The following is a 14,648-nucleotide window of genomic DNA, read 5'->3' as shown; positions in this document are numbered from 1 at the left end:
ACATCGGCGCAACCGCCGTGACACCGGCGGAACAAGGAGGTCGTCGTGTATGACGTGATCGTGGTCGGTGCCCGGATCGCGGGCGCCTCCACCGCGATGCTCATGGCCCGGGCCGGTTACCGGGTCCTCATGGTCGATCGGGACCGGGTCGTCAGGGACGCCCTGTCCACCCTCTACATCCACCAGTCCGGGGTCGCCGCGCTGCACCGCTGGAACGTGCTGCCCGAGCTCGTGGCCACCGGCTGTCCGCCCTTGGAACGGATCCGCCACACGGCCGGGGAAACGGTGCTCGAGGGCACCCCGGACCGCACGGGCGGTGTCCACGCCGCGTACGCGCCCCGCCGCCGGCTCCTCGACCCGATCCTCATCGGCGCCGCCGTCGACGCCGGGGTCGAGTACCGCCCCAACACCTCCGTCAACGACCTGCTGTTCGAGGACGGCCGGGTCGTCGGGGTCAGGACCGGCTCGGTGCAGGGCGGGGCGGAGCACACCGAACGCGCCCACCTCGTGGTGGGTGCGGACGGTATGCGCTCCACGGTGGCGGCCGGGGTACGCGCTCCCGTCCTGCTCCAGGACCCGCACCACACCTGCGTGTACTACACCTTCTGGTCCGACCTTCCCCCGCGGCTGCGCACCTTCGAGGCCCCCGGCCGCTGGGTCGCCACCATCCCCACCAACGACGGGGCGACCCTGGTCGCCGCGTACTTCCGGCAGGCGCAGTTCGCGGCCGTACGGGGCGACGCCCTCAACGCGCTGCTCACGCAGGTCGGGACGACGGCGCCCGAGGTGCGCGAGGAGATGGCGGCGGGCCGCCGGCTGGAGCACGTGCACGGCACCGGAGACCAGCGCAACTTCTTCCGCGAGGCCCAGGGACCCGGCTGGGTGCTGGTCGGTGACGCGGGCCACCACAAGGACTCCATCACCGCTCGGGGCATCACCGACGCCTTCTGCCAGGCGCAGCTTCTGGCCGACTGCGTGGGTGAAGACCTGCGGGACCCGGAGTCGCTGAGCATCGCTCTGAAACGGTTCGCCGAACAGCGGCTGGACACCCTCCTGCCCGCGTACCGCAGCACGTTGGAGGCAGCGCGCATGGACACCCGGGCGCCGAGGGCAGAGGTTCCACTGGGTATGAAGATTTGACCAAAAACTGGCCATTCCTTGAGAGGGGGTGATAGGCTCGGCTGACTTAGTTGAATCTCGTCGGAAATTGAGGCAGATGATCGACCGTCGCATCTGCTTCAAGCATCGCTCCCTCGACTCTCTCCAGTGAACCCTCATAACTTCACCCCACACCGCGGTTCCGCTCGCGAGCGGAGGGCCGCCGATGTCCTCGGCGGCAACCTGGTTCCATTCCGCTGTTCATACGGATCACTGATGGAGCGACGCCGGCTCATCGACTGAGAGATGATGGTGCTGGGGGAGCTCCGAGTTGGTCTGAACCGTGCGGGTGCGCAGGGTTCGTCGTAGGGGTGAGGGAAGTGACTGTGTCTGAGCCGATGCACCACTCGGGGGTGGCCGATGCCCTGGATGAGATCTTCCGGGCGCTGGGACCTCGAGAACTCGTGCTGTGCCGTGAACGGATCTTTTCCGCCCGGCCGGCCTCCCTCGCCCGTCTCGGACAGGCGATCGGCGTCTCCCGGGAGCGCACAGGCCAGATCGATCACCAGGTGCGGAAGAACCTCAAGATCGCCTTCTTCGCGTCCGTGCCCGTCGCCGAGGCGGCACGCTGGATCGTCGACAACGTTCCCTGCGTCGCCGAAGTCAGCCGCCTGGCCACGCAACGACCGGAGATGAGCGCTCTGGTGGAGAGTGTCGGCGTTCCGGTGATCGGCGCCCTCGCTGCGGTGGGCACCAAGTTCGAGGTCTGGGAGGGCTGGGTCCTCGCCCCCGACGCGGACGACGCCGTCAGATCCACCGCGGACGTCCTCGACGCCCATGCCTCACCCGAAGGGGTCGTGCCGCTCGGCGTCGTCGCCCACGAGCTCTCAATGCCGCAGGAGGAAGCGGCGCGCTGGCTCACCCGCTGTGGTCACACCATGATCGATGACCACGTCCTCATCCGTACCTCCACCCTTGAGGACCATGTCGCCGGGGTCCTGGGCGTCGCCGGCGAACCGAGGACGCTCGACGCGATCCACGGGCAACTCCAGCCGAAGCGGACGAGCGCGGCCGTGCGCAACGCGCTCGTGGCGGACGAGCGGTTCATGAAGTCGGACCGGACCGAATGGGCGCTCACCCGTTGGGGGCTGCCGGAGTACATGCCGATCCGTCAGCAGATCGCCCACCTCGTCACGGAGAGCGGCGGTCAGATCGAGCTGGACAAGCTGATCGATTCCATTCGCTCGCGATACGACGTGAGCGAGGCCAGCATCCGGACCTACGCCTCCGCCGGAGAATTCCGCCAGACCAACAATGTCGTCTCCTTCCGAAGCGCAGTGCGCAAGCCGGGCCGGAGTCCCCAGGGAACGCCACGGCTGTACCGCGAGGGCGAGATCCTGCGCTTCCGCATGACGATCAACAATCAGCACAAGCGCGGGTCGTCGTTCAGCCTTCCGTCCGGGCTGGCCGGCCTGCTCGGTGTGGGACCCAACTCGTCGAAGTCCCTCGCGAGCCGACTGGGCCCGCAGGAGATCGTCTGGTCCTCGGTCCAGGCCCGGACCGGGACGATCAAACGCTTCCTCCAGGACGTGGGGGCGCAAGTCGGGGACATCGTCTTCCTGACGTTCCGCCCCGGTGACGAGTTCGACGTGGAGCCACTGCGCAAGTCGGGCACCGGCCTGCGCGCCGCGCTGGCGATGACGGGCCATTCCCACGCCGACGATCCGACGCTGACGGACACCGACCTCCTGGCCGCCCTCGCCCACGCCGTGTGGTTGGAGAAGGACGTCTCGCTCGAGGAGGTCCGTGCCACGCTGGACCGCCGACGCGAACCGGAGATCGTGGACGCGCTGGCCTCCGCGGCCGAGCGGCCTCCTCAGGTCAGCTGAGATCCGAGCCCGCCGCGATGCTGCGTGCGCAGGTGGAGACCGAGGGGGTACGGCTCGTCGAGTTCGTCGAACACGGCGCCCGTGTGGTGGTCGACCCACACTCTGCCGGCAGTGAGGTCGACGGCGTAGAGCTGCGCCTCCGCCGTCATCTCCCTGGTGTGGGAACAGGTTCCGTGGCGGACTGTCCCGAACCGGTGGTCGCAGCCGTTCGGGAGGAGTCCGTTGCCGCCGACGATCGCGCGCAGCTGCGGCGGGGACGGCACGGCGAGGTGTGAGGCGTCGAGCGGGCCGAGCAGCCGCCGACGTGCCGAGGCGAGCATGTCCACGGGACTCGAATCAGCCATGTCCGTCTGCGGTGCCTCGGCAAGGCGGAGCGTCCGGCCCAGCGAGAGACTGCCTCCGACGAGGAAGGCGCTGAAGCCCACCGCGATCGACTCCTGCGAGGCCATCGACTCCGTTATCGCGACGGTGTCCCGTGCCGACAGACTCACTCCACCGGCGATTTCCCGCACGTTTTCCAGCATCGCCGCGTGCGACACGAAGACCGGTTCCCGGTCGCGGGCGGTGAAGAAAATGATCCCCGGTTCATCGGTTTCGGTCGATTGCGCAGGTTCACGTGCGATGAGAGCGAAATCCGGCGCTCCGGGAACGGCGCCGGGCTCTTCGTCGTCGGAGAACACTTCCTCGACGAGGGCGGCATCCGCGCCATGCGTGATGATGAAGCGCAATCCCGCTTCCGTCGGGATTCGCCGCATGGACCCCGGATCGTCCAGGACGTCGAGGAGTGCGGGGATCGCACCCACTCGAGAGAGGGCCAGCACGGTGACCAGGAACTCGTATCCGGACCTGATGTATACGCCCACACGGTCGAGTGGCGATACGCCCATCGACTCGATCGCCTCGGCGAGATAGTCCGCCCCGTCGTCCAGCGACGCGTAGTCAATGAGAAAGCCGTCACCTAGGACAGCGGCGGTTTCCGGACTTCTCTCTGCTGTCTCCCTGACGATGTGGTCTATCGATTCCCATTGCATGAGAAATCCCCCCCGTGGTGAGCTCACCGCTCAGCCTGGCGCCAGGCTACCAGACCCGTCATCGCGGCTCCGCTCGTCCGTGCCCTGGAATGTGGCTTGAAGTACGCGTCGGAGAATGTCTAGTTTTTGCCCCCTCAACCGCTCCCAGTCGTGACTTTCCGGCCAAGGGTCGAGTTGTCGGGGGATCCTTCGCCCGATGCATCATGGATGGCCGGTATCGAACTGCTGAACATCTGTATGAGCCGGCTGTATGGTACGAACTCGACGGAGCGTCACCAGGCTGGGCGCCCAGGGGCCGACCAGCTGCCTCATGAGCACGAACAGGTTCCCGCGGTGGACACCGGGGAGGCGACGTCCAGCAGTCCGGCAGCTTGCCGCCGCTGAGCCCCGGCCCGCACCAGGGGCGGGCCCGCCGTCCGCGGCGGCAGCGTTGCGCAGAGAGGGCAGCAGTGGTGCCTCCGGGAACCGCCTACCCTTGAGCCATGACCAGCAGCAGCGACCGGAGCCCGGCAGTGGACGTTCCAGCACCCAAGACCTACGAGATCCGCACCTACGGGTGCCAGATGAACGTCCACGACTCCGAGCGGCTCTCCGGTCTGCTGGAAGAGGCGGGTTACGTCCGGGCCCCCAAGGGCGCGGACGGCGACGCCGACGTCGTCGTCTTCAACACCTGCGCGGTCCGCGAGAACGCCGACAACAAGCTGTACGGCAACCTCGGCCGGCTCGCCCCCATGAAGACCGCGCGCCCCGGCATGCAGATCGCCGTCGGCGGCTGTCTCGCCCAGAAGGACCGCGACACCATCGTCAAGAAGGCCCCCTGGGTCGACGTGGTCTTCGGCACGCACAACATCGGCAAGCTGCCGGTCCTGCTGGAGCGCGCCCGCGTCCAGGAGGAGGCGCAGATCGAGATCGCCGAGTCGCTGGAGGCCTTCCCCTCCACGCTGCCGACCCGCCGCGAGTCCGCGTACGCCGCCTGGGTCTCGATCTCCGTCGGCTGCAACAACACCTGCACCTTCTGCATCGTCCCCGCCCTGCGCGGCAAGGAGGAGGACCGCCGACCCGGCGACATCCTCGCCGAGATCGAGGCGCTGGTCGCCGAGGGCGTCTCCGAGATCACCCTGCTCGGCCAGAACGTCAACGCGTACGGCTCCGACCTGGGCGACCGCGAGGCCTTCAGCAAGCTGCTGCGCGCCTGCGGGCAGATCGAGGGCCTGGAGCGGGTCCGCTTCACCTCCCCCCACCCCCGCGACTTCACGGACGACGTCATCGCGGCCATGGCCGAGACGCCGAACGTCATGCCGCAGCTGCACATGCCGCTCCAGTCCGGCTCGGACACGATCCTGAAGGCGATGCGCCGCTCGTACCGGCAGGAGCGTTTCCTCGGCATCCTCGAGAAGGTCCGTGCGGCCATTCCGCACGCGGCGATCTCCACCGACATCATCGTGGGCTTCCCCGGCGAGACCGAGGAGGACTTCGAGCAGACGATGCACACCGTCCGCGAGGCCCGCTTCGCGAACGCCTTCACCTTCCAGTACTCCAAGCGCCCCGGCACCCCCGCGGCCACCATGGAGGGCCAGATCCCGAAGGAGGTCGTGCAGGCGCGCTACGAGCGCCTCGTCGCCCTCCAGGAGGAGATCTCCTGGGAGGAGAACAAGAAGCAGGTCGGCCGCACCCTCGAGGTCATGGTCGCGGAGGGCGAGGGCCGCAAGGACGGCGAGACCCACCGCCTCTCCGGCCGCGCCCCCGACAACCGGCTCGTCCACTTCACGAAGCCGGACGAGGAGGTCCGCCCGGGTGACGTGGTGACCGTCGAGATCACCTACGCGGCCCCCCACCACCTGCTCGCCGAGGGCCCCGTGGCCGCCGTCCGCCGCACCCGCGCGGGCGACGCCTGGGAGAAGCGCACGGCGGCCGCGGCGGTGAAGCCGGCGGGCGTCCTCCTCGGCCTCCCGACGATCGGCGCCCCGGCCCCCCTCCCGACCCCGACGGCCCCGGCCTGCGGCAACCACTGACCCCACGACCGGCCCGGGGCCACCACCCCGCCCACCTGCCGCGCGACGGGGCACCCCCCCGTACGGGCGCGCGCCCGCGGGGCGGTGCCTCTCCCGCACCCTCGTGGGCGCGCGCCCACGGGGCGGTGCCCCCGCCCCCCGCCCGTGTGGGCAGTCGTCCCGTTGGGGCGGGACGGGTGGGCACACGGGACGGCGCCCTTAGCGGCGCCTCCGCGTTCCGCGCCTGGACCCGCGCCACGCGTGCGGCGCACAGGTCGGTGCAGGTCAGGGCGCGGGAGCCTGGGCCCGGCAAGGGGCGCCGTTCCGTTGTGCCCACCCTCCCCCAAGCTCTCGGCTTCGCTCGAGCAGGGGGACCCCCCTCGCCCCAGCGGAACGCATGCCCACAACGGGGGTGGGGGCACCGCCCCGGCCGGCGCGCCCACAACGGGGGGGCGCGGAAGCGGCTGCCCCGCACGCGCCGCCGCGCGCAACCGCCGCCCACGGCCTCGAAGCGCCACGCCCCCGCCCAGTAGGCTGCGGATCATGCTTGTCGCCGCAGCCGTCTGTCCCAGCCCCCCACTCCTCGTCCCCGACGTCGCGACCGGTGCCGCCCCGGAGCTGGACGCCGCGCGTGCGGCGTGCGCGGATGCCGTCGGGCTGCTCGCCGCCGCCCGTCCCGACCGGCTGTACGTCGTCGGGCCCGCCGACGAGGGCGCGCACGGCGGCTACCCGGCCGGCGCGACGGGCTCCTTCGCCGGTTTCGGCGTGGACCTCTCCGTGCGGCTCGGCGCGGAGCCGCCCCGCCCCCAGGGCGGCGACAGCCGCCCCCTGCCCCTCTCCCTCGCCGTCGGCGCCTGGCTCCTGGCCCGCGCCGACTGGGCCGACGCGCCGGTCGAGGGCCTGGGCGTGGCCGCCTCGACGGCGGCGGCCGTCTGCGCCGGGACCGGCCGGGAGCTCGCCGCCTCCGCCGAGCGCGTCGCCCTCCTCGTACTGGGCGACGGCAGTGCCTGCCGGACGGTGAAGGCCCCCGGTTACCTGGACGAGCGGGCCGCCGGTTTCGACGCGGAGGCGGCCCGGGCGTTGGGGACGGCCGACGTGGCGGCGCTGCTCGCGCTGGACGCCGGGCTCGCGTCCGAGCTGAAGGCGGCCGGCCGCGCCCCCTGGCAGGTGCTGGCGGGCGCCGCGGAGGGTGCCGGGCTCGACGGCCGGCTGCTCTTCGAGGACGCCCCGTACGGCGTGGGGTACTTCGTCGCGGCCTGGTCCTGAGGGACGGCAGGAACGAGAACGGCGGACGGCCGCGGAGCGCGATGCTCCGCGGCCGTCCGCCGTGCGGAGGGACTGCCGGACGACGTGGCCGTCAGGCGGCCGGCGGCGGCGTCGTGCCACCGCTCCCGGGCGTGCCGTCGTCCTTGTGACCGATCCGGTCGATGGCGCCCTTCGCCTTGTCCGTACCGGTGTGGATCTTGTCGCTGTACTTGCCCTTGGTCTTCTCGTCGACCAGCTTCGCGGCCTTGTCCAGACCGTGGTCGATCTTCTCGCCGTGCTGCTGCGCGAGGTCGGCGACCTTGTCCTTGGCCGGGGCGAGCTTGGCCTTCAGCGAATCCATGAGACCCATGGAGCACCTTCCCTCCGCGAACCTGTGGGGTCCGTGTTCCGTGTAGTGCGTTCCGCGACTTGCTTCTTTCGGCGAAAGATTGCAAAAACGCCCATAACCACTCCATAGAGTACTCGGACGGAAGGGGCGCCGCGGTGATCGGCGGCCGGGATCCGGGGTGGTCCACGTCCGGAGCCCCGCCCCGGGCGACGGAGCCGGACGGGCCCGTTCCGCAGCTCGTTCGGGGACCGGGCGGGAGGTTTGCGAGACTGGGACGGTGAGAAGCGCAGCTCCCGCCCCGCGGGTCATCGCCGTCGTCGGCCCCACAGCGGCCGGAAAGTCCGATCTGGGTGTATTCCTGGCCCAGCAGCTCGGCGGCGAGGTCGTCAACGCCGACTCCATGCAGCTCTACCGGGGGATGGACATCGGCACCGCCAAGCTGACGCCGGAGGAGCGCGGCGGCATCCCGCACCACCTCCTCGACATCTGGGACGTGACCGAGGCCGCCAGCGTCGCCGAGTACCAGCGCCTCGCCCGCGCCGAGATCGACCGGCTGCTCGCCGACGGCCGCACCCCGGTCCTCGTCGGCGGTTCCGGACTGTACGTACGGGGGGCCGTCGACGCCCTCGAGTTCCCCGGCACCGACCCCGCCGTCCGGGCCCGCCTGGAGGCCGAGCTCGAGGAGCGCGGCTCCGGCGCCCTGCACGTCCGGCTCGCCGCGGCGGACCCCGAGGCGGCCCGCGCGATCCTGCCCAGCAACGGACGCCGCATCGTCCGGGCCCTGGAGGTGATCGAGATCACCGGCAAGCCCTTCACCGCCAACCTGCCGGGCCCCGACTCCGTCTACGACACCGTCCAGATCGGCGTCGACGTGGCCCGACCCGAGCTCGACGAGCGGATCGCCACGCGCGTGGACCGCATGTGGGAGGCCGGTCTCGTCGCCGAGGTGCGCGCCCTGGAGGCGCGGGGACTGCGCGAGGGACGCACGGCGGCCCGCGCCCTGGGCTACCAGCAGGTCCTCGCGGCGCTCGCGGGGGAGTGCACCGAGGACGAGGCGCGCGCGGAGACCGTGCGGGCCACGAAGCGCTTCGCGCGCCGCCAGGACTCGTGGTTCCGCCGAGACCCGCGGGTGCACTGGCTCAGCGGAGCCGCCGATCACCGCGGGGAACTCCCGCGGGAGGCGCTCTCGTTGGTCGAACGAGCGGTTACAGCCTGATCACGTGATGGCATCGGGACGCACTGTCCGTCATTTCGGCGGTCATGAGCGTGCCATCATCGAGCATCGATCGACCAAGTGGAGTCCGAGTGGGGAGGGCGCGTGGCGATGGAGGCCGGCCCTCGCGACAGAGAACAGCACGAGGCGGCCCTGGGTGACCCGACGGCGGATCCGTCGGGCGACACGCCGGGCCATTCGACGGACGACGCCGCCGTCGGGACGCCGGGGCTGACCCCGGACGGACCCGACGACGCCGTGGGCACCGCCATCGAGGTCGACGCCGACGAGGTCGAGGTCGAGCTGCGCCCCCAGCGCCGGCTGCGGATCTGGCAGCTCGCCCCGATCGTGGGTCTGGCCGCCGTCGGCTCGCTGATGTTCGCCTTTCCGCTCGCCTTCGGTTCGGGTGACGGCGGCGCCGTCGTCGCCATGCTTGGACTGCTGATCAGCTCCTGCGCGGCGGGCTGGGGCATGATGGCCGCCCGCAAGGTCGGCTACACCTGGCCGGGTCTCCCGCAGCGCGGCTCGGGCGAGCGCCCCGACTGGCGCGTCCTCGCCCTGTACGTGTCGACGATCGCGGCCCTGGTCGCCCTCGCGGTCTGGCGCGTGGCCCGCCTGCGCTGAGCCCCGGCACGGACCCGCGCCCGCTCGGAACACGCCCCCGCCCCACAGAAGCCCGCTCTGACCGGGCCCCGCGCGGAACGCGGCCCCGTCCCGTACGCGCCCCGGCCCGGCCCCCTGCGGAATCGGGCCTGTGGTGGGGGGAACCCGGGCGTGGGTCTTCCCGTAGGGCCGGGTCGTGGACGGGGCGGTCGGGTGTCGGGCCCGACCCGTACAGTTGATCGCGTGACCAGCACGCAGACCTCGCCGATCCCCTTCCTCAAGGGCCACGGCACCGAGAACGACTTCGTGATCGTCCCCGACGCGGAGAACGCCGTCGACCTGCCCCCCGCCGTCGTGGCGCGCCTCTGCGACCGGCGGGCCGGCATCGGGGGCGACGGGCTGCTGCACGTCGTGCGCAGCGCCGCCCACCCCGACGCCCGCCACCTGGCCGACGAGGCCGAGTGGTTCATGGACTACCGCAACGCCGACGGCTCCGTGGCCGAGATGTGCGGGAACGGCGTCCGGGTCTTCGCCCGCTACCTGGAGCACGCGGGGCACGTCACCGCGGGCGAGGTCGCGGTCGCCACCCGGGGCGGCGTCAAGTACGTCCACCTGGACAAGGACGGCTCCGTCACCGTCGCCATGGGCCGCGCGGTGCTCCCCGAGGCCGGGGTCACCGTCACCGTCGACGGCCGCAGCTGGCCCGCGCGCAACGTGAACATGGGCAATCCGCACGCGGTCGCCTTCGTCGAGGACCTCGCCCACGCGGGGAACCTGTACGACGAGCCGCCGTACGAGCCCGCCGCGGTCTACCCGGACGGGGTGAACATCGAGTTCGTCGCCGACCGCGGCCCCCGCCACGTCGCCATGCGGGTCCACGAGCGCGGCGCGTCCGAGACCCGCTCCTGCGGCACCGGCGCCTGCGCCGTCGCCGTCGCCACCGCCCGCCGGGACGGCGTCGACCCCGCCGAGAGCGGCACCCCCGTCACGTACACCGTCGACGTGCTCGGCGGGACCCTCGTCATCACCGAGCACCCCGACGGCCGGATCGACATGACGGGACCCGCGGTCATTGTCGCCGAAGGCACCGTCGATCCGACGTGGCTGAGCTCGGCGACGTGATCGCGCGCGACGAAATCGAAACTGTCAACGACTGATTTGTCGCTCGAATGGGTGATCCGTTTCACGCTGAGCGAGAGCGTGACTGCGCCACGTGGTGGGGTCGGTAGCATCAAGCACCGGCCCCCCGGGCACGCCTGGCCCGCCCACCGCCGGTCGATGTTGCCGGAGGTGCCCCATGAGCGCAGAGGCCACCAACCCCGAGGCCGCCCCCACCGACGTGACCGTCCGCAGACGCGGACGGGCCAGGATCGACCTGCGCCGCCTCGGCCGCGCCGCCCTGCTGAACGCCACCGCGGGACCGGCGCCCCGCGACCGGCTGCCCGACGCCATCAGCCACGTGGCGGAGGCGCACCGGGCCCACCATCCCGAGGCCGACCTGACGGTGCTCGGCCGGGCGTACGTCCTCGCCGAGTCCTCGCACCGCGGCCAGTTCCGCAAGAGCGGCGAGCCGTACATCACCCACCCGCTCGCGGTCACCCTCATCCTCGCCGAACTCGGCGCGGAGACCACCACCCTGACCGCCTCCCTCCTCCACGACACCGTCGAGGACACCGAGGTGACGCTCGATCAGGTGCGCCGCGAGTTCGGCGACGAGGTCGCCTACCTCGTCGACGGCGTCACCAAGGTCGAGAAGATCGACTACGGCGCCGCCGCCGAGCCCGAGACCTTCCGCAAGATGCTCGTCGCCACCGGCAGCGACGTCCGGGTCATGTCGATCAAGCTCGCCGACCGCCTCCACAACATGCGCACCCTCGGCGTGATGCGCCCCGAGAAACAGGCCAGGATCGCCAAGGTCACCCGGGACGTCCTCATCCCGCTCGCCGAGCGGCTCGGCGTCCAGGCCCTCAAGACCGAGCTGGAGGACCTGGTCTTCGCGATCCTCCACCCCGAGGAGTACGAGACCACCCGCGCGCTCGTCGCGGACAACCCCGGCGCCGCCGACGAGCTCGGCGCCGTCGCCGAGCAGGTCACCGCCGTCCTGCGCGAGGCCGACATCGACGCCGAGGTCCTCGTCCGCCCCCGGCACTTCGTCTCCGTCCACCGCGTCCGCCTCAAGCGCGGCGAACTGCGCGGCTGCGACTTCGGGCGGCTCCTCGTCCTCGTCGCCGAGGACGCCGACTGCTACGGGGTCCTCGGCGAGCTCCACACCTGTTTCACCCCGGTGATCTCCGAGTTCAAGGACTTCATCGCCGCCCCCAAGTTCAACCTGTACCAGTCGCTGCACACCGCGATCGCGGCCCCCGACGGCGCCGTCGCCGAGGTCCTCATCCGGACTCACCGCATGCACAAGGTCGCCGAGGCCGGAGTCGTCGCCCTCGGCAACCCCCACGTGGGCCAGGAACCGGACGGCACCGCCCCGGCCGCCGGCCTCCCGCAGCCGGACGACGGCGAGCGCGTCGACCCCACCCGCCCCGGCTGGCTCTCCCGCCTCCTCGACTGGCAGCAGTCCGCCCCCGACCCCGACACCTTCTGGACCTCGCTCCGCGCCGACCTCGCCGAGGACGACGAGATCACCGTCTTCCGCGCCGACGGCAGCGCCCCCGGCACGATCAGCCTGCCCGCCGGCGCCAGCTGCGTCGACGCCGCGTACGCGCAGCACGGCGAGGCCGCCCACGCCTGCCTCGGCGCCCGCGTCAACGGCCGCCTCGCACCGCTGAGCACCGTCCTCGGCGACGGCGACACCGTCCAGCTGCTGCTCGCCCAGGACACCGTCTCCGGGCCGTCCCCCGAGTGGCTGGACCACGCCCGCACCCCCGCCGCCCGGATCGCGATCACCGGCTGGCTCCGGGCCCACCCCGAGAGCGCCGCGCCCCCCGCCCTCACCGACCCCCGCCCGCAGGTCAACGTCCCCGCCGACCGCCGCTCCGGCGCCGAACTCCACGCCGACCTCGACGGCGAGCCGCCCGCGGCCGTCCGTCCGGCGGGCTGCTGCACCCCCGTACCGCCCGACGAGATCACCGGCTTCCGGGTACGCGGCGGATCGGTCACCGTGCACCGCGCCCGCTGCTCGGCCGCCGACGCCATGCGCGGTCTCGGCCGCGAGCCCGTCACCGTCCGCTGGGGCGACACCGCCCAGGGCAGGGTCACCCTCGTCGCCGAGTCCTTCGGGCGGCCCGGGCTGCTCGCCGACCTCACCGAGGCCATCGCCGCCTTCGGCGCCGCCGTCGTCTCGGCGAACGTCGAGCCGCCCACCGAGCAGCGGGTCCGCCACACGTACACCCTCCAGCTCCCCGACGCGGCCGGCCTCGCCGCCCTCATGAAGGCCATGCGGGACGTCCCCGGGGTGTACGACGTCAGCCGCGCCCGGCATGCGCGGGGCTTGGGCTGACATCGCTCCTCGGGATGGTCGGCACTCGCGTGGCCTGGGCCCACGTCGCTCCCCGGGGCGGCCGGATCCGCGCGGCCCGGGCCGGCGACGCTCCTTCGGGTGACCGCCACTCGCGGCCCCGGCCGACGACCCCCTTCGGGTGGCCGGCGCGCGCGCCGCCCCGGTGGGCGGCGGCGGTCCTGGTAGCCGTAGGGCCATTCCTCCGGAAAGGCCCTGGCCCATGCCGCTCGTCCGAACGTCCCTGCCCCGCGCGCGGTGGCTCCGCTCCGCCGTCCTGGTCGCCGCCTCGGCCGGACTCGTCGCCGCCGCGCTGCCCGCCCCCGCGCCGCTCGGCATCGGGGACCCGCTCTTCCCACAGCTCGGCAACCCCGGCTACGACGTCCTCGCCTACACCCTCGACGTCACCTATCCGGGGGTGAACACGAAGCCCCTCGCCGCCGTCACCCGGATCGACGCCCGCGCCACCGAGGACCTGGAGCGGCTCAACCTCGACTTCACCCACGGCACGGTCTCCGCCGTCACCGTCGACGGCCTGCCCGCCGAGTACACCACCAGCGGCGAGGACCTGGTCGTCACCCCCGTCGTCCCGATCGACGCGGGCGAGGACGTCGAGATCACCGTCACCCACACCAGCGACCCCACGGGCCCCGCCGCCACCGGCGGCTGGGTCCGCACCAGCGACGGCCTCGCCATGGCCAACCAGGCCGACGCCGCCCACCGGGTCTTCCCCTCCAACGACCATCCCTCGGACAAGGCCCGGTTCACCTTCCGGATCACCGCCCCCAGCGAGCTCACCGTCGTCGCCAACGGACTCCCCGCGGGCCGCGTCGACCACGGCGCCACCACCACCTGGACGTACCGCACCCGGCACCCCATGGCCACGGAGCTCGCCCAGATCTCCATCGGCCGCTCCACCGTCGTCCACCGCGAGGGCCCCCACGGGCTGCCCGTACGGGACGTGGTGGCCACCGCCGACCGGCAGCTCATGGAGCCCTGGCTGCGCCGCACCCCCGGCCACCTGGAGTGGATGGAGCGGCAGGTCGGCCCGTACCCCTTCGAGACGTACGGCGTGCTCATCGCCGACGCGGACACCGGCTTCGAGCTGGAGACCCAGACCCTCTCGCTCTTCGAGCGCGGGATCTTCACCGAGCCCGCCTACCCCGAGTGGTACGTCGACGCCGTCATGGTCCACGAGCTGGCCCACCAGTGGTTCGGCGACAGCGTCTCGCCCCGCACCTGGTCCGACCTGTGGCTCAACGAGGGACACGCCAGCTGGTACGAGGCGCTGTACGCCGAGGAGACCGCCGGCAAGTCCCTGGAGCAGCGCATGAAGGGCGCCTACGCCGCCTCCGACGGCTGGCGCGCCGCCGGCGGCCCGCCGGCCGCCCCGGAGCCCCCCACGCCCGGCCACAAGATCAGCCTCTTCAGGCCCGTCGTCTACGACGGCAGCGCCCTCGTCCTCTACGCACTCCGCCAGACGATCGGCACCGAGGCCTTCCGGACCCTGGAGCGCCGCTGGGTCGCCGAGCACCGGGACGGTACAGCCACCACCGCCGACTTCATCGCGCTGGCCGGCGAGGTCGCGGGCCGGGACCTCACCGCCTTCTTCCACGGCTGGCTGTACGAGGCGAAGACCCCGGCGATGCCCGGGCACCCGGACTGGCGCAGTCGTCCCGCCGAGGCTGCGGGGACCGCGCCGAAACCCGGGTGACGGGCCCGGCGGGGCCGTGACACCATCTTCAGGTCGGCGACGCGGCCGGATCCTCCGGCCGACGCGG

General features: G+C 72.2%; 11 protein-coding genes. 9 read left to right on the top strand and 2 right to left on the bottom strand.

Annotated features, from left to right (window positions below):
* The first annotated feature begins 45 nt into the window (after positions 1-45).
* Together BLW86_RS10080 and BLW86_RS10075 are read left to right on the top strand one after the other, a co-directional pair.
* Positions 46-1,140, top strand: a complete 1,095-nt coding sequence (locus BLW86_RS10080; RefSeq protein ID WP_093873721.1) for an NAD(P)/FAD-dependent oxidoreductase — start codon at positions 46-48, stop codon at positions 1,138-1,140.
* 344 nt (positions 1,141-1,484) lie between these two features.
* A complete protein-coding gene (locus BLW86_RS10075; protein ID WP_143060242.1) occupies positions 1,485-2,987 on the top strand; it encodes a hypothetical protein in 1,503 nt (500 codons plus the stop codon).
* Here the strand turns inward: BLW86_RS10075 and BLW86_RS10070 are convergent.
* Positions 2,975-4,018 (bottom strand): class I adenylate-forming enzyme family protein, encoded by a 1,044-nt coding sequence (locus tag BLW86_RS10070; RefSeq protein WP_093873719.1) that lies wholly within the window; start codon positions 4,016-4,018, stop codon positions 2,975-2,977. The genes BLW86_RS10075 and BLW86_RS10070 overlap by 13 nt on opposite strands.
* 482 nt (positions 4,019-4,500) lie before the next feature.
* Between BLW86_RS10070 and miaB the strand changes: the two genes are divergently transcribed.
* Both miaB and BLW86_RS10060 read left to right on the top strand, forming a co-directional pair.
* Entirely contained in the window at positions 4,501-6,030 is a 1,530-nt protein-coding gene (gene miaB / locus BLW86_RS10065; protein ID WP_093873718.1) for a tRNA (N6-isopentenyl adenosine(37)-C2)-methylthiotransferase MiaB, read from the top strand.
* A gap of 522 nt (positions 6,031-6,552) precedes the next feature.
* Positions 6,553-7,275, top strand: coding sequence for a class III extradiol dioxygenase subunit B-like domain-containing protein (locus BLW86_RS10060; RefSeq protein ID WP_093873717.1), 723 nt, complete (start codon positions 6,553-6,555; stop codon positions 7,273-7,275).
* Between the two features lie 91 nt (positions 7,276-7,366).
* On the opposite strand, the gene BLW86_RS10055 is transcribed toward BLW86_RS10060, so the two are convergent.
* The gene (locus BLW86_RS10055) at positions 7,367-7,624 is read right to left on the bottom strand and encodes an antitoxin (RefSeq protein ID WP_093873716.1); all 258 of its coding nucleotides are present in this window, start codon (positions 7,622-7,624) and stop codon (positions 7,367-7,369) included.
* 256 nt (positions 7,625-7,880) lie between these two features.
* Between BLW86_RS10055 and miaA the strand changes: the two genes are divergently transcribed.
* The 5 genes from miaA (at position 7,881) to BLW86_RS10030 (ending at position 14,581) form a co-directional block, all read left to right on the top strand.
* Positions 7,881-8,819 (top strand): tRNA (adenosine(37)-N6)-dimethylallyltransferase MiaA, encoded by a 939-nt coding sequence (gene miaA / locus BLW86_RS10050; protein ID WP_093873715.1) that lies wholly within the window; start codon positions 7,881-7,883, stop codon positions 8,817-8,819.
* A gap of 108 nt (positions 8,820-8,927) precedes the next feature.
* Positions 8,928-9,440, top strand: a complete 513-nt coding sequence (locus BLW86_RS10045; RefSeq protein WP_177181928.1) for a hypothetical protein — start codon at positions 8,928-8,930, stop codon at positions 9,438-9,440.
* Between the two features lie 222 nt (positions 9,441-9,662).
* On the top strand, positions 9,663-10,541 hold the full coding sequence (gene dapF / locus BLW86_RS10040) for a diaminopimelate epimerase (protein WP_093873714.1): 879 nt from the start codon (positions 9,663-9,665) through the stop codon (positions 10,539-10,541).
* Positions 10,542-10,716: 175 nt separating this feature from the next.
* Entirely contained in the window at positions 10,717-12,870 is a 2,154-nt protein-coding gene (locus BLW86_RS10035; protein ID WP_093873713.1) for a RelA/SpoT family protein, read from the top strand.
* A 220-nt stretch (positions 12,871-13,090) separates the two neighbouring features.
* Entirely contained in the window at positions 13,091-14,581 is a 1,491-nt protein-coding gene (locus BLW86_RS10030; RefSeq protein ID WP_093873712.1) for a M1 family metallopeptidase, read from the top strand.
* Positions 14,582-14,648 lie beyond the last annotated feature (67 nt).

This window comes from Streptomyces sp. TLI_105, assembly GCF_900105415.1.
In the GTDB taxonomy this organism is placed as follows: domain Bacteria; phylum Actinomycetota; class Actinomycetes; order Streptomycetales; family Streptomycetaceae; genus Streptomyces.
The sequence above is the reverse complement of the archived record's forward strand: the minus strand, read 5'-3'. Positions and strand labels throughout refer to the sequence as shown.

What these genes read in the sequence shown, in the direction of transcription:
- BLW86_RS10030 (WP_093873712.1), top strand. Translation starts at nt 13,091, where the DNA reads ATGCCGCTCGTCCGAACGTCCCTGCCCCGCGCGCGGTGGCTCCGCTCC.
- BLW86_RS10045 (WP_177181928.1), top strand. Translation starts at nt 8,928, where the DNA reads ATGGAGGCCGGCCCTCGCGACAGAGAACAGCACGAGGCGGCCCTGGGT.
- BLW86_RS10070 (WP_093873719.1), bottom strand. Translation starts at nt 4,018, where the DNA reads ATGCAATGGGAATCGATAGACCACATCGTCAGGGAGACAGCAGAGAGA.
- miaB (WP_093873718.1), top strand. Translation starts at nt 4,501, where the DNA reads ATGACCAGCAGCAGCGACCGGAGCCCGGCAGTGGACGTTCCAGCACCC.
- BLW86_RS10035 (WP_093873713.1), top strand. Translation starts at nt 10,717, where the DNA reads ATGAGCGCAGAGGCCACCAACCCCGAGGCCGCCCCCACCGACGTGACC.
- BLW86_RS10055 (WP_093873716.1), bottom strand. Translation starts at nt 7,624, where the DNA reads ATGGGTCTCATGGATTCGCTGAAGGCCAAGCTCGCCCCGGCCAAGGAC.
- BLW86_RS10060 (WP_093873717.1), top strand. Translation starts at nt 6,553, where the DNA reads ATGCTTGTCGCCGCAGCCGTCTGTCCCAGCCCCCCACTCCTCGTCCCC.